The sequence below is a fragment of the Niveispirillum sp. GW835-FHT14G11 genome (assembly GCF_058793615.1).
This window is the reverse complement of record NZ_JBXAFZ010000004.1, coordinates 263,343-289,984: the sequence shown is the minus strand read 5'-3', so window position 1 is coordinate 289,984 and position 26,642 is coordinate 263,343. Positions and strand designations below refer to the sequence as shown.

Here is a 26,642-nt window from a genome sequence, read left to right as displayed (position 1 = left end):
CAAGGGAAAAGGTCCGGCAACCCGGCCACTCGTCCAATTTCATATGCCTAAAGAATCTATATGGCTGAAAGTCGTAGTTTCGGAAAGGAAATGCCCCCGGACCGGGTGTGGTCCGGGGGCGGTCCCCGATCGGGCTTACTGGCCGGGAATCGGCGTGTACTTGCCGTTGGACCAGCGGTAGACGACATAGTCGGTGACCTTGCGGTCGCCTTTGGCATCGAAGGACAGCGGGCCGATCACGGTGCTGTACACGCCGTCACGGATGCTTGCCGCCACCTTGTCGGCGTCTGCCGACTTGGCCTTCACCGCAGCCCCGGCCCAGACCTGAACGGCGGCATAGGTGTAGAGCGTATAGGCTTCAGGTTCGAATCCGCCTGCGCGGAAACGCTTCACCACGTCCACCGCCTCCGGCTTGTCACGGTATTCATTACCGAACGTGACCAGCGCCCCTTCGGCGGACGTACCGGCGATGTTCCAGAATTCCTGGTTCACGACGCCGTCGCCCGACATGAACACGGCCTTCAGTCCGGCATCCGCCATCTGGCGGACCAGAAGCCCGGCTTCCGTGTGCAAGCCGCCGAAATAGACGATGCCGATGCCGGCATCCTTCATCTTGGTGACCAGGGCCGACATGTCGCGGTCGCCGACATTCACCGCGTCGAACATGGCCTCCTTCTTGCCGCTCTTGTTCAGGGCGCTGCGGGTGGCTTCCGCCAGACCACGGCCATAGGTGGTCTGATCATGGATGACGGCGATTTTGCCGTCCTTATGGTTCTTGATCAGCCAGGCGGCGGCCACGTCGCCCTGCTGGTCGTCCCGCCCACAGGTGCGGAAGACGGTGGTGAGACCCTGTTCGGTCAGCTGCGGGTTGGTGGAGGCGGGGCTGATCATCACAATCCCCTCATCCGCGAACACCTTTGAAGAGGGAATCGAAACGGCGGAATTGAAGTTGCCGAAGGCGGCCACGCCGCCCTGGGTTGCCAGTTTATTGGCGATGGCCACGCCCTGGCTGGGGTTCGAGGCATCGTCGAGATTGACCAGTACCAGCTTTTCGCCCAGCAGGCCGCCCTTGGCATTGATGTCGGCCACGGCCATTTCGGCCCCGCGCCGCATCTGCTCGCCGAAAACCGCATTAGGGCCAGTCAGCGGCGCCACCAGCCCAACCACCGTATCGGCCAGAGCCGGCATCGCGGTCAGCATGGTCGCGGCCGTCAGCGCCGCGGTCAGGGTTTTCTTCAGGTTCATTGTCACCGGTCTCCCATCGGGCGTGGAACGTGGTGCAGAAGCTATCATGCGTGACCGGCCCGTCAAATCGGTAGCGTGGTCGGGGTCCCGGATTTGAAGCTTGAACGGCCGTTCGCGATTTGCTATCCAGCGCTCCACCAGACGGCGACCCCGTCTGGTTTCCGAACATGTGCTTGCGGCCGTGGCGGAATTGGTAGACGCGCAGCGTTGAGGTCGCTGTGGGGCAACCCGTGAAAGTTCGAGTCTTTTCGGCCGCACCATGATTTTGCGATAAGCCCCGGAACAGCAATGTTCCGGGGCTTCGTGCGTCAAAGGGCCGCCCGTACACCCGCCGCCAGCACGCGCAGTGCCGCCGCCATGGCCGCATCCTGTTGCCGGCCCAGCAGCACAATCTCCGACGGCTTCAATGCGGGCAGCTGAAGCCCATGGCCGAGTTCGGGCAGGTCACCGCCGGCAAGCTTGCCCATCGGTGCGATGCCCAGGCCCGCCCGCACGCCCTCGGCCAGCATGGCGCAGCTGCCGGCCACCAGGCTTTCCCGCCAGGGGATGCCGGCCTGTTCCAATGCCCGGATGGCCTGGGCCCTTACGCCGCATGGCGCGCCCAGCGTGGCCAGACGCAGGGGCTGCCCCGGCACATATGCCGATGCCAGACCGCGCCAGCCCAGCGGGTCGATCCCCAGGCTCTCCCCCTCCTGTCCACCCGCCTCCCGGCGGATGATCACGGCGTCCAGGGCGCCAGCATCGAAGGCGCCGCGCAGGCTTTGCGACAGGCCCACCCGCACCTCCAGCCGGCAGCGCGCGGGCAGGGTGGCCTGCAGGCGCTGAAACAGCGGCCCTGCACCCTGACCCAGGGCATGGTCGCTGATGCCCAGCCGAAGGTCCATGTCATCGCCTTCGTCACGAAAGCCCAAAGCCGCGTCATGGGCCGACAGCAGCCGGCGTGCCCGCTCCAGAAAGGCTGCCCCCTCCGCCGTCGGCACGGCGCGACGGGCATTGCGGTCCAGCAACCGGCAGCCCAGCCGTTCCTCCAGCGCGCGCAGCCGCTGGCTGACCACGGGCTGTACCGTACCCGCCGCCTCCGCAGCGCGTGTCAGATTGCCCATATCGGCAGTCAGGACGAAGAGGCGGATGGATTCCAGGTCCAGCATCATTAAAATTCACTATGATATTCATATGAACCATATGATTACATGGGTGGCATCCTTGATGCCAGATTGAAACCATCGCCCTTTGGATGGAGGCTTCAAATGCCCATGATCATTGTTCGCTATGTCACGCCCAACCCGTTACCCGTACTGGAAGAGCGCATCGCTGCCGCCATTTCCGGCTGGACGGCCGAACATCTTGGCAAGGATCCGGGCGTGACGGCGGTTCTGGTGGAGCCGGCGTCCGGCGGCCACTGGTGGATCGCCGGACGGCGTCCCGTGGATGATGGGCTGTCCGCCTTCTGGATCGATGTCAAGATCACGGCGGGCACCAATGTGAAGGCCGAGACAACGCGTTTCGTGCATGCCGTCTTCGAGGGGATGGCAACCTTGCTGGGGCCAACCCATGCCGAGAGCTATGTCCTGGTCCATGCCGTGGATGGCCATGCCTATGGCTATGGCGGGCGCACACAGGAAGGCCGCTGGGCCGCGGCCAATCCTGGCTGACATGCGCCGGATCAGGCCGGCAGCGCGTCCTTCTTCTTCGCCTCTTCCTCCAGCTTCACGGCAAGGTAGGCACTGACGATCATTTGCACCAGGCCGCTGCAGCCATAAGCCTCGCTGAACGTGTCGTAATGGGGCGGCGGGCTCTTCATCATGACCGCCATGCCGGAAGGGGTGGCGAAGAAGACCCGGCCATCCATCGGATGGCGGCTGACGACGCGGGACAGACCCTCGGTCAGGGCGAAGCTCACGATATCGTGGAAGACGAACATGGTTTCGTCGTGCCCGAACGGAAGCAGACTTTCGAAATCGGCTTCGACAGCTTCTATTGTATGCAGACCGTCGACAAAAGCGAGGTCGATACGGCCATCGAATTCCTGGTTGATGATGTCCGCGTTGTTGTCAGGGGATGAACCCTTGATCACCTTGATGTTCAGCCCCTCATCCTGGGCGATCTGGTTGGTCCGGTCGATCCATTCGGCCGTGAAATCCTCATCCCCGATCTCGATCGCCACCACCTTGGCCTGCGGGTTGATGAGCGCCAGGGCGATGGTGCTGAACGCAAAGCTGTTGCCGATAATGAAAATGTTGCGAACATCACGCAGGGAGCAGAGCGATTGCAGAAAGTGAACCTCGCGCATGGCGATACCCAAATGATGCGTCTGGCTCCTGTTGTCCTGGTATATCCGGGTGAAGGTATAACTGTCTGAATGGATGAGCCTGCTCTCCAGCTCGGAAGTGATCTGAAAATCCTGTCGCTTGTAGATGTCGAACAGGCGCAGCACGATATTTGTGGGGATGCCCATCTTCGACCTTCCTGTCACCGGGATCGTGGACGGCAATTCCGGTGCTCCATCATGACACCCGTCCAAATAGCAGTGCCGTCAAAGCGGAACCTTGCGGTCCCGCCGGGACGGAATTCAATCGAATAGTTCAGCGGTAAAGCGAACGGGGCGAGCCTATCACCGGCATGGGGGTCGATCCAGTGATTTCCGGATGGCCATCGGCTCTCAAAAAGAAGCCCATCGTCATAATTTATGATCGAAAACATATGCTTATGGGATTCCATCAGGATGGCGCAGCTGCGGGGATCGCATGTCCGATCAAAGCCGGAAGCCGATATTGGCGCCGACTTCGGCCTTGCTGTTCAACAGGTCCAGTATCTGCGGCGTCGTGATCGGGATCTGTTGGGCGTCCGGCTGGAGAATGAACTTATGTGCGAAAAGGTCGAGGAAGCTTCCGAACCGGTCGATGGAAAAGGGCGGCTTCTCGATCTGCTCGATCTCGATGATGCCGCCGATAAGGCGGGCGCGGACATCATCGGGCATCAAGGAGGCCAGCAACTCGTCATAGCCCTGCGTATCGGACTTGTAGAAGATAGGATAGCCATGTTCCAGCCAGCGGCGGCTTTCCGTTGCGATGTCCCGGATTTTGACCTCGATCGACGATTTCTGCCAGGCGCCGGCCAACTCATCGGAGACCAGGCTGTTATTGCCGCAATTGCGCATGTCCATGTGCAGAACGGTCGAACCGTCGCGATCCGCCAGCCCCGCCATCTCCGCCGTGAAATGCGTAAAGCAGCCGAGATTGTGTAGAAGACAGTCGAAATTCTCCGGCTCCGGCTCATAGGCGTAAAGGTGGCGGATATTGTTCAGCCAACCCAGAACCTGACGGGAGAACAGGCCGATATTGGCCCCCACATCGACAACGGTGACGGCCAGATGCTGTTCCATCGCCTTGCGTGTGAACAGCAGATGCTCAACTTCCCAATGGTGGTTGACCAGGACGGTTGGCGTTATGGAATAGTCGCAACGGGTGCGGACCGTGCATTGATCGGGATTGGCGCTGAGCTGTGCATAGAGCGCGCGGGATGGCCGGGGCTGGAATTCGATATTCCGCACCCCCATCCTGATCCGCATGATATCGATATGGTTTCGGGTCTCTTCGGGGGAATAGTCTATTCTGTATTCGGAGGCCGTCATGATGAAACCTGCCTTGAGCCGCATGGCGGCGTTCCGGAACGTTCCGGACATATCCTGATCCACACGGGACAGCATGCCATTCTTGCGGCGGAATTGGTCTGAAAATTGTGGATATGTCAAGGTGACGGCCCGGCATGGATGGATGATTGGTTCTGGAAACTTCATTTATCGCAGTGGCTTGAACCATTTTGGCGATAGGGTTGGGCCTTGTCCGGCCCTGTCGCCGGCGTGTCCGGCGGCACGGGGCTGCTTCCCGCCCTGGGCATTGTCCTATGGCTGGACAGCGGCGATGCTCCGGGCCTAACTAGGGACCAATAAAAATCCGTTCAGGTTCGTTGGGAGTTCACCCTGAAATGACCGATGCCTTCCGCGACGCGGCGCTCGACTATCATCGCCTTCCCGTTCCCGGCAAGATCGCCGTAACGCCCACCAAGCCACTGGCGACGCAGCGCGATCTGGCGCTGGCCTATTCGCCGGGCGTCGCGCACGCGTGCGAGGCCATTGTCGAGGATGAGGCCAACGCCGCCAAATATACCAGCCGCGGCAATCTCGTGGCCGTGATCACCAACGGCACCGCCGTGCTGGGCCTGGGCGATATCGGCCCGCTGGCGTCCAAGCCGGTGATGGAAGGCAAGGGCGTGTTGTTCAAGAAGTTCGCCGGCATCGATGTGTTCGACATCGAGATCAGCGAGAAGGATCCCGAGAAGCTGGTCGATGTCATCGCGGCGCTGGAGCCGACCTTTGGCGGCATCAATCTGGAGGATATCAAGGCGCCGGAATGCTTCTATGTCGAACAGAAGCTGCGCGAACGCATGAAGATCCCGGTCTTCCATGACGACCAGCACGGCACGGCCATCATCGTGGCCGCCGCCATCACCAACGCGCTGAAACTGACGGGCCGCGACTTCGCGTCGGTCAAGCTGGTCTGTTCCGGTGCCGGTGCGGCCGCATTGGCCTGCCTGGACCTGCTGGTCGATATGGGCCTGCCGGTGGAGAATGTCTGGGTCAGCGACATCAAGGGTGTGGTCTATCAGGGCCGCACCGAGCTGATGGACCCGCGCAAGTCGCGCTACGCCAAGGCGACCAATGCCCGGACCCTGGACGACATTATCGGTGGTGCTGATATCTTTCTGGGACTGTCGGCACCGCGCGTCCTGACCCAGGACATGGTGAAGAAGATGGGGGAGAAGCCCATCGTCATGGCCCTGGCCAACCCGACACCTGAAATCATGCCGGACGAGGTGAAGGCCGTGCGCCCGGAAGCCATCGTGGGCACCGGCCGGTCGGATTTCCCCAACCAGGTCAACAATGTCCTGTGCTTCCCCTTCATCTTTCGCGGCGCGCTGGATGTCGGCGCCACGACCATCAACGAGGCGATGAAGATCGCCGCCGTCAAGGCCATCGCCAATCTCGCCCAGGCGGAGGTGCATGACGTGGTCGCCATGGCCTATGGCGAGGCGCCGCCCAGCTTCGGTCCCGATTATCTGATCCCGCGGCCCTTCGACCCGCGCCTGATCCTGGAGATCGCCCCCGCCGTGGCCAAGGCCGCCATGGATAGCGGCGTGGCCACCCGCCCCATCCTGGATTTCGATGCGTATCTGGAACAGCTGGGCCAGTTCGTCTTCCGCTCCGGCCTGCTGATGAAGCCCGTCTTCGCCAAGGCCAAGGCCGATCCCCGCCGCATCGCCTATGCCGAGGGCGAGGAGGAGCGGGTGCTGCGCGCCGCCCAGCAGGTGCTGGAGGATGGCCTGGCCCAGCCCATCCTGATCGGCCGGCGCGAGGTGGTGGCGCGGCGTATCGAGAAACTGGGCCTGCGCCTGCGCCTGGACGAGAATGTCCGCCTGATCGACCCGCAAAACGACAAGGCCTATAACGATTATTGGCAGACCTATCACCGCATCATGGAGCGCGGTGGTGTTTCGCCCGACCGTGCCCGTCAGGTGGTGCGCACCAACAGCACCGTTATCGGGGCGCTGATGGTGGACAAGGGGGAGGCCGATGCCCTGATCTGCGGTACGGTCGGCCTTTACGACTGGCACCTGAAGCATGTGAACGATGTGATCGGCCGGAAAAAGGGCGCACGCGTCATGGCAGCGCTTTCCGTGCTGATCCTGAATCGCGGCACCTTCTTCCTGACCGACACCTATGTGAATGCCAACCCGACGGCGTCGGACCTGGCCGAAATCACGGATCTGGCGGCTGAGGAGGTGCGGCGCTTCGGCCTGGCGCCCAAGGTGGCGCTGCTGTCCCATTCCAGCTTCGGCAGCCATAATGATGCCGCGGCGATCAAGATGCGCGAGGCGCTGCAGGCCATCCGTGCCCGCTGCGGCGACCTGGAGGTGGAAGGCGAGATGCATGCGGACGCGGCCATCAGCCCGGAAATCCGCAGCCGCATCTTCCCCAACAGCCGCCTGAACGGTTCCGCCAACCTGCTGGTCATGCCCGATCGCGACAGTGCCAATGTCTCCTTCAACCTGCTGAAGGTTCTGGGTGATGGCCTGACGGTGGGGCCGGTGCTGCTGGGCACGGCCAAGCCGGCGCATATCCTGACCCCGTCGGTCACCGTGCGCGGCATCGTCAACATGTCGGCTCTGGCGGTCATTGATGCACAGATGCACAATCCAGCCAGCGTGCAGGAGCGCTGATGCCAAACCGCTGGGCCGTGCAGCCCGCGGTCCGATCAACATGTATGTTTGGGACAGGGTGGGATGATGGAGTTGAAGCGCTTCCTTCATGTCGGTTGTGGCGAGAAACGGCGACAGAACACGACGAAGACTTTTGCCGGCGAGGGCTGGCATGAGACGCGCTATGACATCGATCCAGGTGTCGGGGCGGACATCGTCGGATCCATGGTGAAGATGGACCTTGTCGCATCCGCAAGCATGGATGCCGTCTTCTCCAGCCATAGTATCGAGCACCAGTATCCCCACGATGTGCCGACCGCCCTGGCCGAATGCCGTCGGGTTTTGAAACCCGACGGGTTCATGATCATTATCTGTCCCGATCTGCAGGGGCTGGCTTCGCTGGTGGCGAAAGGCCGGTTGATGGAGCCGTTCGCCGTCTCCCCCGCCGGCCCGATCGCCGCCATCGATGTGCTTTATGGCTATCGGCCGGCGATGGCGGCGGGAAACCGCTTCATGGAGCATCGCACCGGCTTCACCCGCGACAGTCTGGCGGCGGCGCTTCAGACTGCCGGCTTCAAGGCGGTGGCCGGCATCTCACGCGGATACCCATTCTATGACCTGTGGATGGCCGCTTCCAACGCGCTGCTGTCGGATGGAGAATTGCGTGCCTTGGCGCAGGCGCATTTCCCAGACGAGCGGTAGGCCTGGTGCGTACGCGATTGAGGTCTGGTCTTGACGATGCAGGAGCCTGAAAGGGCGCAGATGCATTCAATCTCGGATTTCCTGGACGCCGGTGACGCGCAAAGCGCCGCTACGGCGCTGGCCGATCTGCATCCATCGGACATTGCCGACCTGCTGGAACAGGCGGACGAAGACAGGCGCGAATTGCTGATCGCGCTGCTGCGCCCGCAATTCGATGCCGAGATCCTGGCCTATCTTTCCGTCGATCTGCGCGACGAGGTGGTGGAGCGGCTGGAGCCCAAGGCCCTGGCCGCCGCCGTGGCGGAACTGGATACCGATGATGCCGTCGATGTCATCCAGGACCTGGATGACGATGCCCAGCTTGCCATCCTCTCCAACCTGCCGCCCGAGGCGCGGGCGCTGGTTGAGGAAGGCCTGACCTACCCAGAATATTCGGCGGGCCGCCTGATGGGCCGGCAGTTCGTGTCGGTGCCGGAATTCTGGACCGTGGGCGGGCTGCTGGATTATCTGCGCGCCGCCGCCACCACCGACGACAGCGACCTGCCGGAGCAATTCTACGACATCTTCGTCGTTGATCCCATGCACCGGGTCGTGGGCAGCGTGCCGCTCTCCCGCGTGCTGCGCGCCAAACGTGGTGTGAAACTGGCCGACATCCTGCACAAGGATATCCACCGCATCCCCATCACCATGGACCAGGAGGAGGTGGCCCGCCTGTTCCGTAATTATGGCCTGGTCTCCGCCCCCGTGGTGGACAAGGGGGGGCGGCTGGTCGGCGTCATCACCGTCGATGACGTGGTCGACGTGATTGAGGAGGAGGCCGAGGCCGACCTTCTGGCCATGGGTGGGGTGGGCGAGGACGATCTTTACCGCGCCGTGCTGTCGACCGCCCGCTCCCGCTTCCGCTGGCTGGCCTTCAACGTGGTCACGGCCCTGATCTCCGCCACCGTCATCAACCAGTTCACCGACACCATCGCCCATGTCGTGGCGCTGGCAGCGCTGATGCCCATCGTAGCCAGCATGGGCGGCAATGCCGGCACCCAGGCCCTGACGGTGGCGGTGCGCGCCCTGGCCACCAAGGAACTGACGACATCCAATGCCGCCCGCGTCATCGGCAAGGAGGTGCTTGTCGGTCTGCTCAACGGGTTGGCGCTGGCCAGTATCGTGGGCGGCATCACCTTTTTCTGGTTCGGTCATTCGCTGATGGGCCTGATCATCGCCGGGGCCATGGTCATCAACCTGATCTGTGCCGGTCTGTGCGGCGCCCTGATCCCCTTCGTGCTGGACCGAATGAAGATCGATCCGGCCGTGGCGTCGGGGGTGTTCCTGACCATGGTCACCGACGTGGTCGGCTTCCTGGCCTTCCTGGGCTTGGCGACGCTGATTTTGCTCTGAAGCCGGGTGTATGCGCCCGCGTCGGGAGAATCCGATGGGATTGCCATCGATATATCGTTCAGAGATACTGCAACCAGTTTGATATTCCGTTGCATAGTTGAAACAGTCAGGGCCTGTGGTATTTTTGGCCGTTCAAAAATTACGGAACACATAAGCCTTTTGAAATATTTGCGGCATAAATACCCCCATCAAGTGCAATAATGCAACACTTTTGGCGAAAGACGTATCGTCATCGCAAGCAGGCTTGTCCGACAGTCGGGCACGACACTTAACTGTCATAACGACAGGCTGGGGTGTCGGACCCTGCGACTTGACCCGCATGGGCCTGTAGGCTTGTCGATAATCAAAAAGGAATGCTGAGAGATGACGAACTATCGGGTTTCCAAGTCTGGCACCTTGCGTGCCGCCTTATTGACGGGTGCGGCGGCGATGATCCTGACCGCCATGCCGGCCTCGGCGCAATCCAATCCCGGTTCCTCGGCGGAGGAGATCAAGGAAATCGTCGTGGTCGGATCGCGTATCCGCCGCGATATTTTCAATTCCGCATCGCCGATCCAGGTGATCAACCGCGAGGAAAGCGTCCTGGCCGGCCTGACCACAACTGGAGAACTGCTGCAGGGCAGCGGTGTGACCAGCGGCTCGTCCCAGCTGAACAATGCGTTCGGCGGCTTCGTGGTGAACGGTGGTTCGGGCACCAACACGGTGTCCCTGCGTGGCCTGGGGGCCGGTCGCACGCTGGTGCTGATCAATGGCCGTCGTGTCACGCCCTCGGGCACCCGCGGCGCGCTGGAGGCGGCCGACCTGAACGTCCTGCCCAGCGCCATTGTTGAGCGTGTGGAGATCCTTCGTGACGGTGCCTCGTCCATCTATGGCTCCGACGCAATTGCCGGTGTCGTCAATGTCGTCACCGAGACGGACCTGGATGGCGTGACGGTTGAGGGCAAGTTCACCCGTCCGTTCGACGAGGGCGGTGAGGAAGCGCGGGCTTCCATTGTCGGTGGTACCAAGGGCGATCGTTGGCGGGTTGCAGGTTCGCTGGAATATTTCGAGAAAAAGTCCCTAGCGCTTGCTGATCGCGACTGGACCCAATGCAACCTGGATTACCGGTTCAACCGGGTCACGGGGGTCACGACCGACTTCATCGACCCGCTCACCGGCAAGGCGAAATGCTATCCGATCACGAGCACGGGCTCCAACGGTGTCACCATCAACACGTTGGGTACGGCCAGCATCGCCGGCATCGGTGCCGCTGGTTCCGCCAGCCCCGGCACCAGTTCATCCTTCAATCGCTGGCGGCCGAATTCCGCCATCACCACGGGGCTTGCCGGTTATGAAGGCGTTGGCGGCGGTACCAACAACATTAATGTCCGCGACACGTTCGATCCGCGCACCTTGAACCGCGAGATACTCTCGCCCGTGAAGACCTACAACGCCTTCGCTCAAGGTTCCTATGAACTGGACGAGGAGGGGGCGGCCGAATTCTATGCCGAGTTCCTGTATAACCGGCGTGAATCGTCCCAGACCGGCTTCCGCCAGCTTTCGCTCGACTATCCGCACATGTCCGCTCTGGTGCCGACCGGCCTGCAAGGCCGCGGCACGGCTTTCGGCTCGCTTCTTCATACCGGCCCCGGTCTGCGCGCTTTCATCGGCTTCGGCAATGACAAGAGCGAGCAGGAGATTGATTTCTACAAGTCCACCGCCGGCCTGCGTGGCGACATCCCGTTCCTGCCGGAATGGCGCTATGATCTGAACGGCACCTATTCCAAGTCCAAGGGCAGCTACGCGCAGCAATCCTTCCTCGTCGACAAGATGAGCAACTCGGTCAATGTGGTTGCCGCCCCCGCCGGCATCAGCTCGGCATTGGTGCGTCCCGGGGCCAATGGAGCGGGCGTAGTCTGCGCCATCTCCGTGACGAACCCGGCCGAAGGCTGTATTCCGGCGCCTGTGCTGAACAGCCAGACCATCGCCGGGCGGTTGCCCCAGGACTGGGTGGATTATGTCTTCCGTCCGATCGTTGGCAATACCACCTATGAAGAGAAACAGGCCGCCCTCAACATCGACGGTCCGGTGTTCGAGTTGCCGGCCGGCAAAGTCCAAGCGGCGTTGGGCCTCGAATATCGCCGGTCAGAGATCAACGACACGCCGTCGATCCATTCCGTCAACTCCAACCTGCTGGGCCTGACAAGCGCCCAGCCCACCATCGGCAAAGACAGCGTCGTGGAGGTGTTCGGCGAGTTGGAGGTTCCGCTGCTGGCGGACATGCCGCTGGCCGAGGAACTGACGATCAACGGTTCCGGTCGCTACACCGAATATGACAGCTATGGTTCCGACTGGACCTACAAGGTCGGTGGCCACTACCGGCCGACCGGCTGGCTGGCTATCCGGTCAACCTACGGAACGTCGTTCCGTGCACCAGCGCTTTTCGAGCAGTTCCAGGGCGAAACCTCCGGCTTCCTCAGCCAGGCGAACGACCCTTGCAACAATTACGGGGCACCGAACGTCAGCGCCAATATCAAGGCCAATTGCGCCACCGAAGGGTTGCCGCAGGACTTCAATGCCACCTCCAGCATCACTACCCGGTCTGTTGGCGGCCGGGCGGCTGGCGTGAAAGCAGAGACATCCAAGAACTTCACCGTCGGCGGTGTGCTGAAGCCGGAGTTCGACGATCAGTATGGTAGTCTGTCGATTGCCGTGGATTACTTCGACATCAAGATCGACAACGCCATTGACCAGATCCCGACCATCGACATTCTGAGCCGTTGCTATGACAGCCAGGAATTCCGGAGTGGCAGCCCGCTGTGCCGTCTGGTTTCGGCGCGCACGGCCGGCTCGAACGCCCTGACCGTCATCAACGGCTACACGAACATCTCGTCGAGCATCACCGAAGGCATCGACTACAATGTCCGGTATACGATGGATATCGGCGGCGGCGACGCGACCATCAACGGCACGCTGACCCAGTTCTTCCAGCAGAAGCAGAAGACTTTTCCGGAAGATCCGTGGGATGAATACAACGGCACCCTGCGCGCGCCGGAATACACGTTCAACGGCGAGCTGATCTATAGCATCGAGGGCTGGAGCTTCCGCTACGGTTACGAGTGGGTGGCCAAGATGGACAGCTACGACATCCTGGGCATCAACAAGGCCACTGATCCCAGGATTGCCAACGTGCCGTCCTACGAGCTGCATCACCTGTCGGCCCAGTACAAGGCTGAGGACTGGGGTGTTACTGTCGGTGTCCGTAACCTGATGGACAAGGAGCCGCCGAAGGTTTCCTCCGGCCTGACCGGCGCCAAGGCCAGCTACTCCCTTATCGGCAATTCGCCGATCTATAGTGGCTATGACTTCACCGGCCGTCGCGTGTTTGTCAACGTGACCAAATCGTTCTGATCGGGAATGGACTGCCGCATCCGGTTGCGGATGCGGCAGTCCGCTTCCTGGCCGGGGCATCAGTCCCCAATGAAAGACCACAAAAGAAAAGCCCCGATCCCAGGCTGTCCGGGATCGGGGCTTTTTATATCGCCCACCCTGAGGGAAGGTTTACTTCTCGTCCGTCTTGGCCGGCTCGGTCTTGGACAGGATGGTGGTGATGGTGGGGCGCAGGACGCGGACCTGCACACCGGTGGCGATCTCCACCGTCACTTCGTCATCGGCGACCTTGACGACGGAGCCGACGATGCCGCCGCCCGTCACGACCTTGTCACCCCGGCGCAGTGCGTCCAGCATCGACTTGTGCTCCTTCAGCTTCTTTTGCTGCGGACGGATCAGCAGGAAATAGAAGACGACGAAGATCAGCACCAGCGGGGCCAGCGACATCAGGGATTCCATGCCACCACCGCCCGGCGCACCGGCAGCGGCCTGGGCATAGGCCGTGGAAATGAACATCAACTGCTCCTCAATTCTTTTACATCCCGGCGGCGCCGGATGCGGGGACTATACAAGCCGCCAAGGCCGTTGCAACCGAAACCGGCCACGCTGCCATGCGGCAAGCGGGCTTCGGGCGCATGCCGGCCCCATGATAGCGTGCGGCTCCTCATCTGGCCCCGCTGGCATTCCCGCGCAAGGGGCGCCACCGATATTTCGAGCGACCTTGACCATGGCCGAACAGGATATTCTCCCCCTTCTGTCGCGCATCGCCGATGCCCTGGACCGACTGGCGCCGCCGGCCCGGCCCACGGGCGATCTGTCGGCCGCCGATGCCTTTGTCTGGCATGCCGATACCCTGTCGCTGACGCCGGTGGCCCGGGTCGCCCATGTCGATTACGACCTGCTGAAAGGTATCGACCGGCAGAAGGCGCAGCTGCTGGAGAATACCGCCCGCTTCGCCCGTGGCCTGCCGGCCAACAATGCCCTGCTCTGGGGTGCGCGCGGCATGGGCAAAAGCTCCATCGTCAAGGCCGTGCATGCCCGTGTGAACCGCGATGCGGCCGGTGCCCTGGCGCTGGTGGAAATCCACCGCGACGATATCCCGACGCTGGGAAGGCTGCTGGAGGTGCTGCGCGGCAGCGACCGGCGCTGCGTGCTGTTCTGCGACGATCTATCGTTCAGCACCGATGACGGCGACTACAAATCGCTGAAGGCGCTGCTGGAGGGCGGGATCGAGGGGCGGCCCGACAATGTCGTGCTCTACGCCACCTCCAACCGCCGGCACCTGATGCCGCGCGACATGATCGAGAATGAGCGGTCCACCGCCATCAATCCGGCGGAAGCGGTGGAGGAGAAGGTCAGCCTGTCCGACCGGTTCGGCCTGTGGCTGGGTTTCCATGCCTGCGATCAGGACAGCTATTTCGCCATGGTCGAAGGCTATGCCGCCGCCCATGGGCTGGATCTGAGCGTGGAACAGCTGCATGCGGCGGCCGTGGAATGGTCTGTGACGCGCGGCAACCGCTCGGGCCGGGTGGCCTGGCAGCTGATCCAGGACCTAGCCGGGGCGGCGGGCAAGAAGCTGGGATAATCTCTTTATTGTGTTCCCTCAAGCGCCGGGCGCCGCCATCCGGCGGCTTGGCTCACGCCGCATGGGCGGCGGGCCGGCAGTCGCCGGCCTTCACAAACAAAGGGGCCGCCCGGAGCGATCCGGACGGCCCTTTCTCATTCAGCGGATGCCGAATGTCAGGCGGACTTGCGCACGTCTTCCGGCGGGATTTCGGCGTGCATGTCGGCCGCACCCATGTGCATCAGCTTCTTGACCAGCGGCGAGGTCACGCAGACCAGGACGCCGATGCCGCCGGCCCAGATCAGCAGGTCCTTGAAGACCCCTGCATAGACCTGGAGGCTTTCCTGCGGCGACAGGACGGCGCCGCCTTCGGCCGAAGCGCTGGCCATGGAGGCGATGAAGCCTGCCAGGTAGTGCGCGCCCGACGAGGACAGGAACCACACGCCCATCATCATGGCGGTGATGCGGGCCACCGACAGGCGGCTGATCATCGACAGGCCGACGGGCGACAGGCACAGCTCGCCGGTCGTGTGCAGCAGATAGGCCAGGACCAGCCAGATGATGCCGGTCTGGGCATCCGCACCCGCCACCGAGGCCCCGATGACCAGGGCGCCGAAGCCCAGGGCCACCTGGATGATGGCCAGACCGAACTTCATCGGCGTGGAGGGTTCCAGCCCCTTCCGGGCCAGCGCCACCCAGCCCCAGCTGAACAGCGGGCCCAGCAGCACGATGAACATCGGGTTGAACACCTGCACCACCGACGCCGGAACGACCATGCCGAACAGCAGGCGGTCGGAATTGCGGTCGGCGAACAGGGTCAGCGAGGTGCCGGCCTGTTCGAACAGGGTCCAGAACACCACTGACAGCGAGATCATGATGATCATGGCGATCAGGCGTTCACGCTCGATCTTCGTGCACTGGGTCAGGGAGAACCAGACCAGGCCGATGACGACCAGGGTGACCACGGCCAGCAGCAGGGTGCCGACGACATGGTGGTTCTGCACCAGCTGCCAGTTGACGATCACACCGACGATGGCGGCGATATAGATCAGCCATTCCAGCGACAGGCCGAAAGCCATCGGCTTGGCCAGCTTCACCGGGTCGGGTGCTTCGGAATTGCGATACCATTGGGTGCCGCGCGCGAACACGATCAGGCCGAACACCATGCCGATGCCGGCCAGACCGAAGCCGTATTTCCAGCCATAGGTCTCGCCCAGATAACCGCAGGCGATGGTGGAGAAGAACGAACCCAGATTCACGCCCATGTAGAAGATGGTGTAGCCGGGGTCACGGCGGGGATCATCCTTGCTGTTATACAGCTTGCCGACCATGGTCGAGATGTTCGACTTCAGGAAACCGACGCCGGTGATGATGAAGGCCAGCGACAGGAACATGATCTGGTCATAGGGCGACTGGCGTACCACGACACCGTCGATCACCTGGGACGGCGCGCCTTCAAAGGCCATGCCGATATGGCCGCAGACCAGAAGGATGGCCCCCAGCATCACCGCCTTGCGGCTGCCCAGATAGCGGTCGGCGATCAGGCCGCCGATCACCGGCATCGCATAGTTCAGCGACGCGTAGCTGGCATAGATGAAGCCGGCCGCACCGTCGCTATAGAGGAAATGCTTGACCAGATAGAGGGTCAGGAGGGCCCGCATGCCGTAGAAGGAGAAACGCTCCCACATCTCGGCGAAGAACAGCGGTGCCAGACCACGCGGATGCCCGAAAAAACCCCGTTCGGGGTCGTTTGATATCCAAGCCATTGCTGCCTGTTGTGTTGGATGCTGAGGATCGCGCCCTATAGCATGTTTGGCATCGCCGACATAGGGGGCAACTGTATCGGCCTGTGACGGGCGTCACAGGGGGCGATGAACACGATCTGTTCAGTGCCAGCGTCGTTTATCGTCACAACATGCGATTGCATGGTGTTGTGATGGGCACACTGTCCCTGACAATTGCGGTGGACAACTCTGACCCTTCGTATCTTCCATGATGGTTGATATGGTTGCACACCCGATAGGCATTTGCGGGGATTCCCCAAAAAAGGTGCACACTATGGCAAAATTCCAATGGAATTTGTTGGTCGGAATGACGCTCCTCGCGACGACCGTTCTGGGCGCCATGAAGGCTAGCGCCGCCGTAAAGAGCGAGGAACCATTTGATGAATGGGTTGTAAGAACGCTGGAATTTCCAAATGCAGAGGTTGTTGTCGCCTTAGCTACGGCGAAGCGGGATGCCCTGAATGGGGCGGTGGTCAGTTGCAAGGCCGGTCAGGCGCCGGACATGTCCGTGATTGGCCCCCATGGGCGGTCACAGTCGCTTAGTATCAAGGAACTGGCAGGCGGCATCACCTCCATCAAGGTAACGGTCGATGGCAAGACGATTGCTTCGAACTGGCATGGAATGCTCATCCCCGCGGGCTTCCACATCAGTCTTGATTCCGCCGACGGCTTCATCAGCCAGATGAGGGGCAAGTCTATCCAGTTCAAGGTCAATGATATGAAGGCATCTTTCCCGCTGAAGGGGTTTCAGGAGGGGCTCGCCCGCTTCAGGGAAGCCTGCGGAATGCTTCAGGCGAAGCCATGATGGCTCCGCGGAAACATGCACTTTGCGCTCTTGATCCGACGATAAACGGAGCGTTTGATGAATCCCAGGACAGCCCTTGGCAGTGTTTTTTGCCGTCGGCATCGGAATAGTCGCAGTAACCATCTTCGCCGGCAGCTGGTACACGGTCGATCAGGGCGAGCGGACGATCATCCTCACAAATGGAAAGATTACCGCCATTTCGGAACCCGGGCTCAGTTTCAAATTGCCTCTGGTGCAGACGGCGGTCGATATCGATATCCGTACGAATAAAAGAACCTATGATACCCTCATGGCCTATTCCAAGGATCAACAGACGGCGACCCTTCGTCTGTCGGTGAATATTCGGGTGGACACGGCATCCGTGGCGGCCATCTATGAGAATTACGGGGGGTTGGAGGGTGCCGTTACCCGCATTCTCGATCCGCGTGTGAATGAGCAGACCAAGGTGGTATTCGGACAATATACGGCCCTGGATGCCATCCAGCAGCGTGCAAGGCTGAACGACGAAATCCAGGCATCCATCACCCAGGCCATGGTCAGCACTGGTCTGGTCGTGGACAGTGTACAGCTTGAAAATATCGACTTCTCAGATACTTATGAGGACGCTGTTGAAGCGGCGGCCAAGGCCAAGGCCGATGTGGAAACCGCCCGCAACAATCTGATGCGCGTGGAGCAGGAAGCGCAGCAGAAGGTGAATCATGCGGAGGCGCAGGCAGCCGCGACCCGGGCCGCGGCGGACGCCGAAGCCTATGCGACCCGGGTGAAGGGCGAGGCCGAAGCGGCCGCGATCGACGCGCGGGGGCGCGCGCTGCGGGACAATCCCTCGCTGGTGGCATTGACGGCCGCGGAGAAATGGGACGGCAAGTTGCCGACAACCATGGTGCCGAACGGGGCATTGCCGTTCGTTCCCGTGAAGTGACAGCGGCTTGCCTGACCCGTGACGGTGCCACTTCTTACGGCACGGGCGTCCTATTGTTGATCACCCGGAACCGGCATGTCCCAACGGGCTGACGGTTCCGCGGTTCCCAGGTCCAGCCTTCATAACGTAACCCACAAGCAGCAGCAGCCTGAAACAGGGCCGGAATACGGACTTGAAGCCAATCATTGTCCGGTCGCAACCTTTCCCAGGCCTCCAGTCGATCCGCGAGGAAATCCACGCCAAGCGCCGAGAATTGTGGGATCAGGTGCTGATAGGTGTCTTCGACACTCACTGCCTCCGGGTCGACCGGGCAGAGTTCGGAGAAATGGTGGCACACTGGTTCCAGATTGGTATGGACCGTGTCTGCTGCGATGATTTCAAGGGCCCTGGGTCCGGCAGCGAGATGTTCTTCCAATGTCCAGTCGGGGGCTTCGTCGTCCGTTCTCACCAAGGTGGGTCTCCGTTCGACTTTATCGTTCCTGAAACGAAAGAGGGGCACAGCGTCTGAACGCTGTGCCCCCATCCTACTTCAAAGCGGTGGATATTACCCCAGCCGCGTCAACGCCTCGGCCAGTTTGGCGCGGGTGGTGTCCGCGTCGGCCCGGCGGTCGCGCTGTTCCTCGATCACCTCTTCCGGCGCCTTGTCGACGAAGTTCTTGTTCGACAGTTTGGCGTCGATCTTGGTGATCTCGCCTTCCAGCTTGCCGATCTCCTTGGCCAGACGCGCCTTTTCCTTCTCGACATCGATGAAGTCGGCCAGCGGCAGGATCAGGGTGGCTTCGTCCAGGACGGCCTGGGCGGAACCCTTGGGCGCCTCGTCACTGGTGGCGTCCACGCCGGACAGGCGGGCCAGGCGCAGGATCAGGTCGCGGTGGGTGGCCAGGCGCTGGCGGGTGATGTCCGTGGCGCCCTTCAACAGCAGGGGCAGCTGAGCCGAGGGGGGCACGTTCATTTCCGAGCGCACGGTGCGGATGGCGGAGATCAGGCGCACCACCCATTCCATCTCGTCACCCGCCGCGGCATCGATCAGGGCCGCCTGGGCCACGGGCCAGGGGGCGGAGATCAGGGTCTGGCCGCTGCCGCCCAGTTTCTCGTTCAGCTCTTCGGTAATGAAGGGCATGACCGGGTGCAGCAGGTGCAGGATACGGTCCAGCACCCAGGCCGTGGTGGCGCGGGTTTCGGCCTTGGCGGCTTCATCCTCGCCATTCAGGATGGGCTTGGTGAATTCCAGATACCAGTCGCAGAAGCTGTTCCAGGCGAACTGATAGATGCTGTTCGCCGCCTCGTTGAACTTGTAGGCGTCCAGGGCGTCGGTGACGCGGGATGCGGCCTGCTGCACCGCGCCCACGATCCATTTATTGACGGTCAGCTTCACGCCGGCCGGGTCGAAGCCGGGGATGGTGGCGACCTGGTTCATCTCCGCATAGCGGGCGGCGTTCCACAGCTTGGTGGCGAAGTTGCGGTAGCCTTCGACGCGGTTGACGGCCAGCTTGATGTCGCGGCCCTGCGCCGCCATGGCAGTCAGGGTGAAGCGCAGGGCGTCACAGCCATACTGGTCGATCACTTCCAGCGGGTCGATGACATTGCCCTTCGACTTCGACATTTTCTGGCCCTTCTCGTCACGGACCAGGGCGTGGATATAGACCGTCTTGAAGGGGACATCGCCCATGAAATGGATGCCCATCATCATCATGCGGGCAACCCAGAAGAAGATGATGTCGAAGCCGGTGACCAGCACGTCGCCGGGATAATAGCGATCCAGCTCCGGCACCTGTTCCGGCCAGCCCAGCGTGCTGAACGGCCACAGGGCCGACGAGAACCAGGTGTCCAGCACATCGCTGTCGCGGGTCAGCGCCACGCCGGCACCGGCCTGGGCCTGGGCCTCTTCCGCCGTCTCCGCCACGAAGACATTGCCGTCGGCATCATACCAGGCGGGGATCTGGTGGCCCCACCAGAGCTGACGCGAGATGCACCAGGGCTGGATGTTGCGCATCCATTCGAAATAGGTGTTTTCCCAGTTCTTCGGGACAAACACGGTCTTGCCGGTCTCCACCGCCTCGATGGCCGGCTTGGCCAGGGTGGCGGCGTCGCAATACCATTGGTCGGTCAGCCAGGGTTCGATCACCACGCCGGACCGGTCGCCATGCGGCTGGGTCATCTTGTGCGGGACGATCTGTTCCAGCAGGTCCAGCGCCTCAAGCTCGGCCACGACCTTCTTGCGCGCCTCGTACCGGTCCAGGCCGCGATAGGCCTCGGGCATGGTCTCGGTAAAGGCTTCCAGGCGACCATCGGGGCCGGGCTTGTAGCCTTCGAATTCCTGGACGATGCGGGCGTCGCGGTCCAGCAGGTTGATCAGCGGCAGCTTGTGGCGCTTGCCGACCTCGAAATCGTTGAAGTCATGGGCCGGCGTGATCTTCACGGCACCGGAACCCGTCTCCGGATCGGCATACTCGTCGGCGACGATGGGGATCAGGCGGCCGACCAGGGGCAGGCGCACGAACTTGCCGATCAGGTCCTTGTAGCGCTCATCCTCGGGATGAACGGCGACGGCGGTGTCGGCCAGCATGGTTTCCGGCCGGGTGGTGGCGACGACGATATAGCGGCCTTCCTGCCCGTCGATCGGATAGCGGAAGTGCCACAGGTTCCCGTTCACCTCCTTCTGTTCCACCTCCAGGTCGGAGATGGCGGTGTGCAGCTTGGGGTCCCAGTTGACCAGACGCTTGTCGCGATAGATCAGGCCCTGGCGGTGCAGCTCCACGAACACCTTGTGCACGGCCTTGTTCAGGCCCTCATCCATGGTGAAACGCTCCCGCGCCCAGTCGGTCGACGCGCCCAGGCGGCGCAACTGCGTGGTGATGGTGCCGCCGGACTCCGCCTTCCACTGCCAGACCTTTTCCAGGAACTTCTCGCGGCCCAGATCCTGCCGGCTGATGCCTTCCTTGGCCAGATTACGCTCCACCACCATCTGGGTGGCGATGCCGGCATGGTCGGTGCCCGGCTGCCACAGCGCATCCTTGCCGCGCATGCGCTGATACCGGATCAGGATGTCCTGCAGGGTGAAGGTGAGGGCGTGGCCCATATGCAGGCTGCCCGTCACGTTGGGCGGCGGCATCATGATGGTATAGGGCGTCTGGTTCGAATCGACATGTGCGGCGAACGCACCCGTCGCCTCCCAACGCTGATAATGGCTGGCTTCCACTTGCGCGGGGGAGAACGTCTTTTCCAACATGATGGCCGGGCCTTCCGGGTAAAAGGTGATCGGGTTAGATAAATGAAAAGGGGCGGCACCAGCAAGGCGCCGCCCCTTTTGTTCATGACAATGCAGGCAGGCGCGTCAGTCGAGGCCGCGCCTTACCACCCGCTCGATCTCGCGCTTGACCATCCGCTCCACCATGGTGGGCAGATTGTCATCCAGCCATTCACGGATCATCGGCCGCACGATCTCATAAACGATCTGTTCCAGCGTGACGTCGCCACGGCCGACCGGGCCGTCGCCCGTCAGGCTGGGGCCGCCCCGGCGGAAACCGGCGAGACCGCTGGCAAAGGCCCGGCCCGCGGCATCGGCGGCAAAGTCGGAGATCAGGCCGCCATCATCCATCGGCGGCGCGCGCCGCGGCGGGGGAGGCGGGGAATAATATTGCTCCGGCTCTTCCTGAACCATCTGGGTCAGTTCGAGCGGCTCCTCCTCCATCGGCCCGTAATCAGGCTCCGGCTCGGGCTCCGGCTCCCTCATCATCATCATGGGGGGCGGCGGCGGAGGCGGTGGCGGAGGGGGCGGCGGCGGTGGGGGGGGCGGAGGGGGCGGCGGCGGTGGCGGGGGGGGAGGCGGCGGCGGCGCAGCCTCCTCCGCCGTCTCGCCATCTTCGGAAATGATCCTGCGAATGGAAGCGAGGATCTCTTCCATCGATGGTTCTTGTGAGGACCCTTTGTCGGCCATTTCGCGCGTAACCTGACCTTCTACGAATTCGACCGCAAGCCTAGGGCAGAACGCGTGAAATTTCCACGAACTTGTTAACAGGATTGAAGAATTGGCCCCCCGGACCGCCTAAAAGCGAAGGGGAGGCCTTTCGGCCTCCCCTTGCGGGCATGCATTTGCTTGAAATGCCGGCGAATCAATCCGCCGACAGACCCCAGATCTTGCTGGAAGCGCTGTTGTAATGCTGCTCCACATCATAGACCTGGACGGGCAGGCCCAGGCTGCTGACGGTGAGCTGGCCGGTGGCGGCCTTCACCTGGAAGCTGGCGACGACCTCGTCGCGCTGGGCGCGAACCAATTCGACCTGGGCGTTCAGCAGTTCCTGCTCGGCGTCCAGGGTGTCCAGCACGGTGCGCGAACCCACCGTGGCTTCCTGGCGCACGCCTTCCAGGGCGATATTGGCGGCGCGCACCTGCTCGTTGCGCGACTTGATGGAAGCACGCGACGTGCTCAGCGCTTCCCAGGCGCGGATGCCCGTCTCGCGGACATTGCGCGCCGCCTCGTCGATCTGGATGCGACGCTGCGAGGCGGTCTGCTTGGCCTCGCGGACGCGGGCGGTGGTGTTGCCGGCTTCATAGATGGGGATCGAGACGCGGGCCATGATGGCGCCACTGTCCAGGTCGCCCAGCGAGCCGGGACGGTCCCAGGTGCGGCTGTAGGAACCGACCAGCGACACGGTGGGCAGCAGTTCACCGGCCGTCTGATCGACGGCGGCGTCGGCCGCACGCTCCGCGAACCGGGCCGACACAATCTGCGGATTGTTCTGGTCGGCCAGCGCCAGGGTGGCGTCCAGCGAGGCGGGCAGGCCGGTCAGCGGGGCCGGCTGCTTCAGCCCCTGCGGCACGGCGCCGATCAGGCGGGCGAAGGTGGCGCGACTGGCATTCAGGGCGCCCTCGGCCGCGATGCGGTTGGAGGTCGACAGGGCCAGGCGCGACTCCGACTGGCTGACATCGGTGCGGGTGATCTCACCCACGCGGAACCGGTCGTTCGACGCTTCCAGCTGACGCTTCAGCACCGTCTCGTTATTAACGGTGAGTTGCAGCACCGCCTCGTCGCGGACCACGTCGCAATAGGCCTGGGCAGCGGCCAGCAGCAGGCTCTGCTCGGTGGAGAGCAGGGCGGCACGCTGCGACTGCACCAGAGCCTCGGCCCGGCTCATCGCCGCGACGGTACGGCCGCCGCGAAAGATCGGCTGCACAACTTCAGCCCCCACCGACTTCTCGGTCCAATAGGTTTCCGACGGGCCGTTCTTCTGCAGATTGCGGCTGACATCGCCAGTGGCGGAGATCGTGGGCAGGAAGCCGGAACGGGCCTGCGGCACCAGTTCGTCAGTGGCGCGCAGCTGGGCGCGGGCGGCATCCAGGGTGGGGTTGGACTGATAGGCCTGGGCCAGCGCATCCTCCAGCGACTGGGCCTGGGCGGGGGACAGGCCCAACCCGAAGGCGAGCGCCATGGCCGGCAGGGCGGCGCGCGCCACGCGGCGCAGGATCAGGCTGGTCGGGGACTGCGTCAGACGGTTGGCGTCCATGGTCAATACACCTTCATGGTCGGATCGATACGCCGGGCCCAAGCGTCGATTCCGCCCGCAAGATTGATGGCCCGGTCGAAACCCTGGCTGCGCAGCCATTGCGTGGCATACGCACTTCTCATGCCGTGGTGGCAAAGGACCGCGATATCACGATCCTTTGGCAATGCCGCCACGGCCGACGGCAATTGCCCAAGCGGAATGTGGATGCTTGGCGCAATATCGCAAAGTTCCACTTCCCAGGGTTCGCGTACATCCAGCACGACCACCCCGTCATCCGCCCGGAGCCTGTCCGCCAAATCCTCCACCGTCAGTTCATTGTCTGTGATGGGGCGCACAGGAGGCTCCGGGTATACTGATCAGAACTGGAAATCCGGCTTGGCTTCCAGGCCCGGCAGCAGCGCGGCCGAGGCATCGAACAGGATGCGGCTGGACACCTGGCCACCGGTTTTCTGATAGAGGCGGGCAACACCCTGACCGCTTTCCGGCAGGACCACAGCCACCAGACGACCGCCTTCGGCCAACTGGTCCAGCAGTGCCGGCGGGACCGTGGCCACGGCACCCTGCACGACGACTACATTGTAGGGACCCTGCTTGGCCCAGCCGGCAGCCAGCGGCCCCTGCATGATGGCGGCATTGTCGATGCCATGGGTCTGCATGGCCTGGTTGGCCTGTGCGGCCAGATCGGCATCCGATTCCACCGCCACGACGGTGGCGGCCAGACGACCGATGATGGCGGCGGAATAGCCGGTGCCGGTGCCCACATCCAGGACGATATCGGACGCTTCCACCTTCGCCTCGTTCAGGAGGCGGGCCAGGACCATCGGTTCCAGCAGGAAGCGGCCATTGCCGATCGGGATGCTTTTGTCGACATAGGCCACGCCACGCAGGCCGACCGGCACGAACTGGTCGCGGGCAATCGCCAGGAAGGCATCGACAACGCGCTGGTCCGTCACCTTGTTTGGCCGGATCTGGCAATCGACCATGTTCAGACGGGCGGCGCTATATTCGGGGGTGGCCATCATGGACGGGTCTGTCACGCTGGGGATGAGGAAGGGTTCGGCGGTCCCGCGCAAGGACGGAACCACGCTGCTATATATCCGTCCCCGACAGGGAACACAATGTTGCGGCTGCACCACGCAAGGATACGGCGGATTTCTTGTGCCTGCCCCTTGACCGGGGAGCCGTCACCCGTCTATATACCGGCCCCACCCCGGACGGCAACGCAACCGGGGCCCTGATTGGGACACCGATGGCGCGGTGGCAGAATGGTGATGCAACGGACTGCAAATCCGTGAATCCGGGTTCGATTCCCGGCCGTGCCTCCAGAATTCAAAAAGGCCCGTTCCACGATGTGGAGCGGGCCTTTTTGCTTCAGACTTTTGGCGGCTGACGCAACGCCCTTTCCACTGCTGCCGGATCGCGTTCGATCACGGTCAGATAGGCCCGTGCCGGACCTTCCGGCTCCCGCCCTTCCTGTTCCCATTTGCGCAGCGTGTGCAGGCTGATGCCGAAACGGGCCGCGAATTCGGCTTGGGTGAGGTCTAGATTGCGGCGGATGCGGGTGACATCAATACGCGTGGGCACATGGACCTGATAGCTCTGCGGATCAGCGCCGCCCTGCGCGATGGCAATAGCGGATTCGACCCCTTCCATGATGCGGTTGAAGGCGGGCTTGGACATATTTCAGGCTCCATAGGTTTCCGCCAGCTTCTTCACCGCAACCGCCAAGGCCCGGCGTTCGGCCATGGTGAGGTCCGCCCGCTCGTTCTTCGCGAAACAGGCAAGCAGGAACAATGGGTAACGCAAGGAGTGATAATAGTAGATCACCCGCGCCCCACCGCGCTTACCCCGTCCTTCCAGCGGCACGCGCAGCTTTCGGATTCCGCCGCCATCGGGGATCAGGTCGCCAGCTAGAGGCCGTGCGGCAATCAAGTCGATAACGGCTTTGCGTTCCGCCTCTGACATGCATCGTGCGGCATCGCGAAGATAGGGTGCCGTTTCGATGACGGTATGCAGGGGCATGAAATGGATGATAGCCCAATGGGCTATCTTCGGCAATGGCAATGCTGCCTTACCCAAACCCCTTCGCCAGCGCCGCCCGCAGGTCCGGCGGCGTGTCGGGGGCGTCGCGCAGCAGGGGCAGGCGCAGCAGGGCCAGCAGGGACAGGCTGTCGGTGATCTCCCCCGACAAAGCCATGGCCAGGGCGTCGCGCAGGGGAAGCCGGCGCAGGCGCAGCTGTTCGGTATCGTCGGGTTCCGCCTGTCCCTGGGTCAGGTCCCAGGCGACGTAGAGCGTGCCTTCCTCGTCCGACACGCTGTTGGACAGGGCGACGCGCGCGATGATGGGGAGCATGTGGCGCGCGGTCAGGCCGGTTTCCTCCCGCAATTCGCGGGCCGCACCGGCGGCCGGATCCTCGCCCGCCGGCACGCCGCCCTCCGGGATTTCCCAGCTGTAGCGGTTCAGGGGATAGCGGTACTGTCCCACCAGCCAGGTGTCGCCATCGCCATCCACAGGCACGACGCCAACAGCATGGTTGCGGAAATGCACCAGCCCATAGATGCCCGGATCGCCATTGGGCTTCAACACCTCGTGATGGGCCACGTCGATCCAGGGATTGCCATAGACCGCGCGGCGGGTCAGGGTGCGCCAGGGATTGGTGTCCGGGTCATGGTCGCGCATGCGTGTCCCCCTTGTCAGACATGGGTGCAGGCTACTGGAATCGCAGGGATTTTCCAGTCTGTTGAATAAATTGTCCGAAAATGCGAAACAGGGGTTTACAAACAAGGACAGGGTTGGCTATAAGCCCGCCCACCGCACGATGCGGCGCCCCAAACGGGTGCTGTGTCGTGAGCACTGATCCCAGGTAGCTCAGTGGTAGAGCAGGCGGCTGTTAACCGCCCGGTCGGGGGTTCGAATCCCTCCCTGGGAGCCAATCGGCAGGGCCGGATGCCCAAAGCGTCCGGCCCTGTTCGTTCAGGGTCGCGATTGGCACGCGTATGATTGTTGTTCCGACGTTGACGATGGCCTGATCCCAGGTAGCTCAGTGGTAGAGCAGGCGGCTGTTAACCGCCCGGTCGGGGGTTCGAATCCCTCCCTGGGAGC

The 26,642-nt window shown here is 62.7% G+C and carries 24 protein-coding genes and 4 tRNA genes; 13 read left to right on the top strand and 15 right to left on the bottom strand.

Annotation, left to right across the window (positions count from 1 at the left end):
* Positions 1–135: 135 nt before the first annotated feature.
* On the bottom strand, positions 136–1,245 hold the full coding sequence (locus AC1Q7F_RS09915; protein WP_492506219.1) for a branched-chain amino acid ABC transporter substrate-binding protein: 1,110 nt from the start codon (positions 1,243–1,245) through the stop codon (positions 136–138).
* Between the two features lie 175 nt (positions 1,246–1,420).
* Here AC1Q7F_RS09915 and AC1Q7F_RS09910 point away from each other — a divergent pair.
* Positions 1,421–1,505, top strand: a tRNA-Leu gene (locus AC1Q7F_RS09910).
* A gap of 48 nt (positions 1,506–1,553) precedes the next feature.
* On the opposite strand, the gene AC1Q7F_RS09905 is transcribed toward AC1Q7F_RS09910, so the two are convergent.
* Positions 1,554–2,393, bottom strand: coding sequence for a LysR family transcriptional regulator (locus AC1Q7F_RS09905; RefSeq protein WP_492506217.1), 840 nt, complete (start codon positions 2,391–2,393; stop codon positions 1,554–1,556).
* 99 nt (positions 2,394–2,492) lie between these two features.
* Between AC1Q7F_RS09905 and AC1Q7F_RS09900 the strand changes: the two genes are divergently transcribed.
* Positions 2,493–2,897, top strand: a complete 405-nt coding sequence (locus AC1Q7F_RS09900) for a tautomerase family protein (protein ID WP_492506215.1) — start codon at positions 2,493–2,495, stop codon at positions 2,895–2,897.
* An 11-nt stretch (positions 2,898–2,908) separates the two neighbouring features.
* Here AC1Q7F_RS09900 and AC1Q7F_RS09895 read toward each other — a convergent pair whose 3' ends face one another.
* Positions 2,909–3,700 carry a class I SAM-dependent methyltransferase gene (locus tag AC1Q7F_RS09895; RefSeq protein ID WP_492506213.1) on the bottom strand — a complete coding sequence of 264 codons (792 nt, stop codon included), beginning with the start codon at positions 3,698–3,700 and terminating at the stop codon, positions 2,909–2,911.
* Between the two features lie 297 nt (positions 3,701–3,997).
* Positions 3,998–4,627, bottom strand: coding sequence for an FkbM family methyltransferase (locus AC1Q7F_RS09890; RefSeq protein WP_492506211.1), 630 nt, complete (start codon positions 4,625–4,627; stop codon positions 3,998–4,000).
* Here AC1Q7F_RS09890 and AC1Q7F_RS09885 point away from each other — a divergent pair.
* The 5 genes from AC1Q7F_RS09885 (at position 4,616) to AC1Q7F_RS09865 (ending at position 12,984) form a co-directional block, all read left to right on the top strand.
* Complete coding sequence (locus AC1Q7F_RS09885; RefSeq protein WP_492506209.1) at positions 4,616–4,978, top strand: hypothetical protein; 363 nt, start codon at positions 4,616–4,618, stop codon at positions 4,976–4,978. The two genes, AC1Q7F_RS09890 and AC1Q7F_RS09885, sit on opposite strands and share 12 nt — an antisense overlap.
* 251 nt (positions 4,979–5,229) lie before the next feature.
* Positions 5,230–7,521, top strand: a complete 2,292-nt coding sequence (locus AC1Q7F_RS09880; RefSeq protein WP_492506208.1) for an NADP-dependent malic enzyme — start codon at positions 5,230–5,232, stop codon at positions 7,519–7,521.
* A gap of 72 nt (positions 7,522–7,593) precedes the next feature.
* On the top strand, positions 7,594–8,202 hold the full coding sequence (locus AC1Q7F_RS09875; protein ID WP_492506207.1) for a class I SAM-dependent methyltransferase: 609 nt from the start codon (positions 7,594–7,596) through the stop codon (positions 8,200–8,202).
* 60 nt (positions 8,203–8,262) lie between these two features.
* Entirely contained in the window at positions 8,263–9,594 is a 1,332-nt protein-coding gene (mgtE, locus tag AC1Q7F_RS09870) for a magnesium transporter (RefSeq protein WP_492506205.1), read from the top strand.
* Positions 9,595–9,957: 363 nt separating this feature from the next.
* Positions 9,958–12,984 (top strand): TonB-dependent receptor plug domain-containing protein, encoded by a 3,027-nt coding sequence (locus AC1Q7F_RS09865; RefSeq protein WP_492506203.1) that lies wholly within the window; start codon positions 9,958–9,960, stop codon positions 12,982–12,984.
* Between the two features lie 150 nt (positions 12,985–13,134).
* Here AC1Q7F_RS09865 and yajC read toward each other — a convergent pair whose 3' ends face one another.
* The gene (gene yajC / locus AC1Q7F_RS09860) at positions 13,135–13,479 is read right to left on the bottom strand and encodes a preprotein translocase subunit YajC (RefSeq protein WP_492506200.1); all 345 of its coding nucleotides are present in this window, start codon (positions 13,477–13,479) and stop codon (positions 13,135–13,137) included.
* A gap of 211 nt (positions 13,480–13,690) precedes the next feature.
* Between yajC and AC1Q7F_RS09855 the strand changes: the two genes are divergently transcribed.
* Positions 13,691–14,548 carry an ATP-binding protein gene (locus tag AC1Q7F_RS09855; RefSeq protein ID WP_492506198.1) on the top strand — a complete coding sequence of 286 codons (858 nt, stop codon included), beginning with the start codon at positions 13,691–13,693 and terminating at the stop codon, positions 14,546–14,548.
* 155 nt (positions 14,549–14,703) lie between these two features.
* On the opposite strand, the gene AC1Q7F_RS09850 is transcribed toward AC1Q7F_RS09855, so the two are convergent.
* Positions 14,704–16,293: a peptide MFS transporter gene (locus AC1Q7F_RS09850; RefSeq protein ID WP_492506197.1), complete on the bottom strand. Its 1,590-nt coding sequence runs from the start codon at positions 16,291–16,293 to the stop codon at positions 14,704–14,706.
* Positions 16,294–16,585: 292 nt separating this feature from the next.
* Here AC1Q7F_RS09850 and AC1Q7F_RS09845 point away from each other — a divergent pair, with 292 nt between their 5' ends.
* Together AC1Q7F_RS09845 and AC1Q7F_RS09840 are read left to right on the top strand one after the other, a co-directional pair.
* Positions 16,586–17,116, top strand: a complete 531-nt coding sequence (locus AC1Q7F_RS09845) for an invasion associated locus B family protein (RefSeq protein ID WP_492506195.1) — start codon at positions 16,586–16,588, stop codon at positions 17,114–17,116.
* Positions 17,117–17,198: 82 nt separating this feature from the next.
* Positions 17,199–18,035 carry a prohibitin family protein gene (locus AC1Q7F_RS09840; protein WP_492506499.1) on the top strand — a complete coding sequence of 279 codons (837 nt, stop codon included), beginning with the start codon at positions 17,199–17,201 and terminating at the stop codon, positions 18,033–18,035.
* A 34-nt stretch (positions 18,036–18,069) separates the two neighbouring features.
* Here AC1Q7F_RS09840 and AC1Q7F_RS09835 read toward each other — a convergent pair whose 3' ends face one another.
* The 6 genes from AC1Q7F_RS09835 to AC1Q7F_RS09810 all read right to left on the bottom strand — a co-directional run bounded on the left by AC1Q7F_RS09835 (position 18,070) and on the right by AC1Q7F_RS09810 (position 24,561).
* A complete protein-coding gene (locus AC1Q7F_RS09835) occupies positions 18,070–18,483 on the bottom strand; it encodes a hypothetical protein (RefSeq protein WP_492506193.1) in 414 nt (137 codons plus the stop codon).
* Between the two features lie 96 nt (positions 18,484–18,579).
* Positions 18,580–21,264 carry a valine--tRNA ligase gene (locus tag AC1Q7F_RS09830; RefSeq protein WP_492506191.1) on the bottom strand — a complete coding sequence of 895 codons (2,685 nt, stop codon included), beginning with the start codon at positions 21,262–21,264 and terminating at the stop codon, positions 18,580–18,582.
* Between the two features lie 105 nt (positions 21,265–21,369).
* Positions 21,370–21,768: a DUF2497 domain-containing protein gene (locus tag AC1Q7F_RS09825; protein ID WP_492506189.1), complete on the bottom strand. Its 399-nt coding sequence runs from the start codon at positions 21,766–21,768 to the stop codon at positions 21,370–21,372.
* A gap of 379 nt (positions 21,769–22,147) precedes the next feature.
* Positions 22,148–23,539, bottom strand: a complete 1,392-nt coding sequence (locus AC1Q7F_RS09820; RefSeq protein WP_492506187.1) for a TolC family outer membrane protein — start codon at positions 23,537–23,539, stop codon at positions 22,148–22,150.
* A gap of 2 nt (positions 23,540–23,541) precedes the next feature.
* On the bottom strand, positions 23,542–23,844 hold the full coding sequence (locus AC1Q7F_RS09815; protein ID WP_492506186.1) for a rhodanese-like domain-containing protein: 303 nt from the start codon (positions 23,842–23,844) through the stop codon (positions 23,542–23,544).
* Between the two features lie 51 nt (positions 23,845–23,895).
* Positions 23,896–24,561, bottom strand: coding sequence for a protein-L-isoaspartate O-methyltransferase family protein (locus tag AC1Q7F_RS09810; protein ID WP_492506184.1), 666 nt, complete (start codon positions 24,559–24,561; stop codon positions 23,896–23,898).
* 229 nt (positions 24,562–24,790) lie between these two features.
* Between AC1Q7F_RS09810 and AC1Q7F_RS09805 the strand changes: the two genes are divergently transcribed.
* Positions 24,791–24,864: transfer RNA gene (locus tag AC1Q7F_RS09805), tRNA-Cys, on the top strand.
* Positions 24,865–24,910: 46 nt separating this feature from the next.
* Here AC1Q7F_RS09805 and AC1Q7F_RS09800 read toward each other — a convergent pair.
* The 3 genes from AC1Q7F_RS09800 to AC1Q7F_RS09790 are packed head-to-tail and all read right to left on the bottom strand — an operon-like array spanning position 24,911 to position 26,219.
* The gene (locus tag AC1Q7F_RS09800; RefSeq protein WP_492506182.1) at positions 24,911–25,219 is read right to left on the bottom strand and encodes a helix-turn-helix domain-containing protein; all 309 of its coding nucleotides are present in this window, start codon (positions 25,217–25,219) and stop codon (positions 24,911–24,913) included.
* A 3-nt stretch (positions 25,220–25,222) separates the two neighbouring features.
* The gene (locus AC1Q7F_RS09795; RefSeq protein ID WP_492506180.1) at positions 25,223–25,561 is read right to left on the bottom strand and encodes a type II toxin-antitoxin system RelE/ParE family toxin; all 339 of its coding nucleotides are present in this window, start codon (positions 25,559–25,561) and stop codon (positions 25,223–25,225) included.
* Between the two features lie 49 nt (positions 25,562–25,610).
* Entirely contained in the window at positions 25,611–26,219 is a 609-nt protein-coding gene (locus tag AC1Q7F_RS09790) for an NUDIX domain-containing protein (protein ID WP_492506178.1), read from the bottom strand.
* Positions 26,220–26,397: 178 nt separating this feature from the next.
* Here AC1Q7F_RS09790 and AC1Q7F_RS09785 point away from each other — a divergent pair.
* Positions 26,398–26,472, top strand: a tRNA-Asn gene (locus tag AC1Q7F_RS09785).
* A 97-nt stretch (positions 26,473–26,569) separates the two neighbouring features.
* Positions 26,570–26,641, top strand: a tRNA-Asn gene (locus AC1Q7F_RS09780).
* Position 26,642 lies beyond the last annotated feature (1 nt).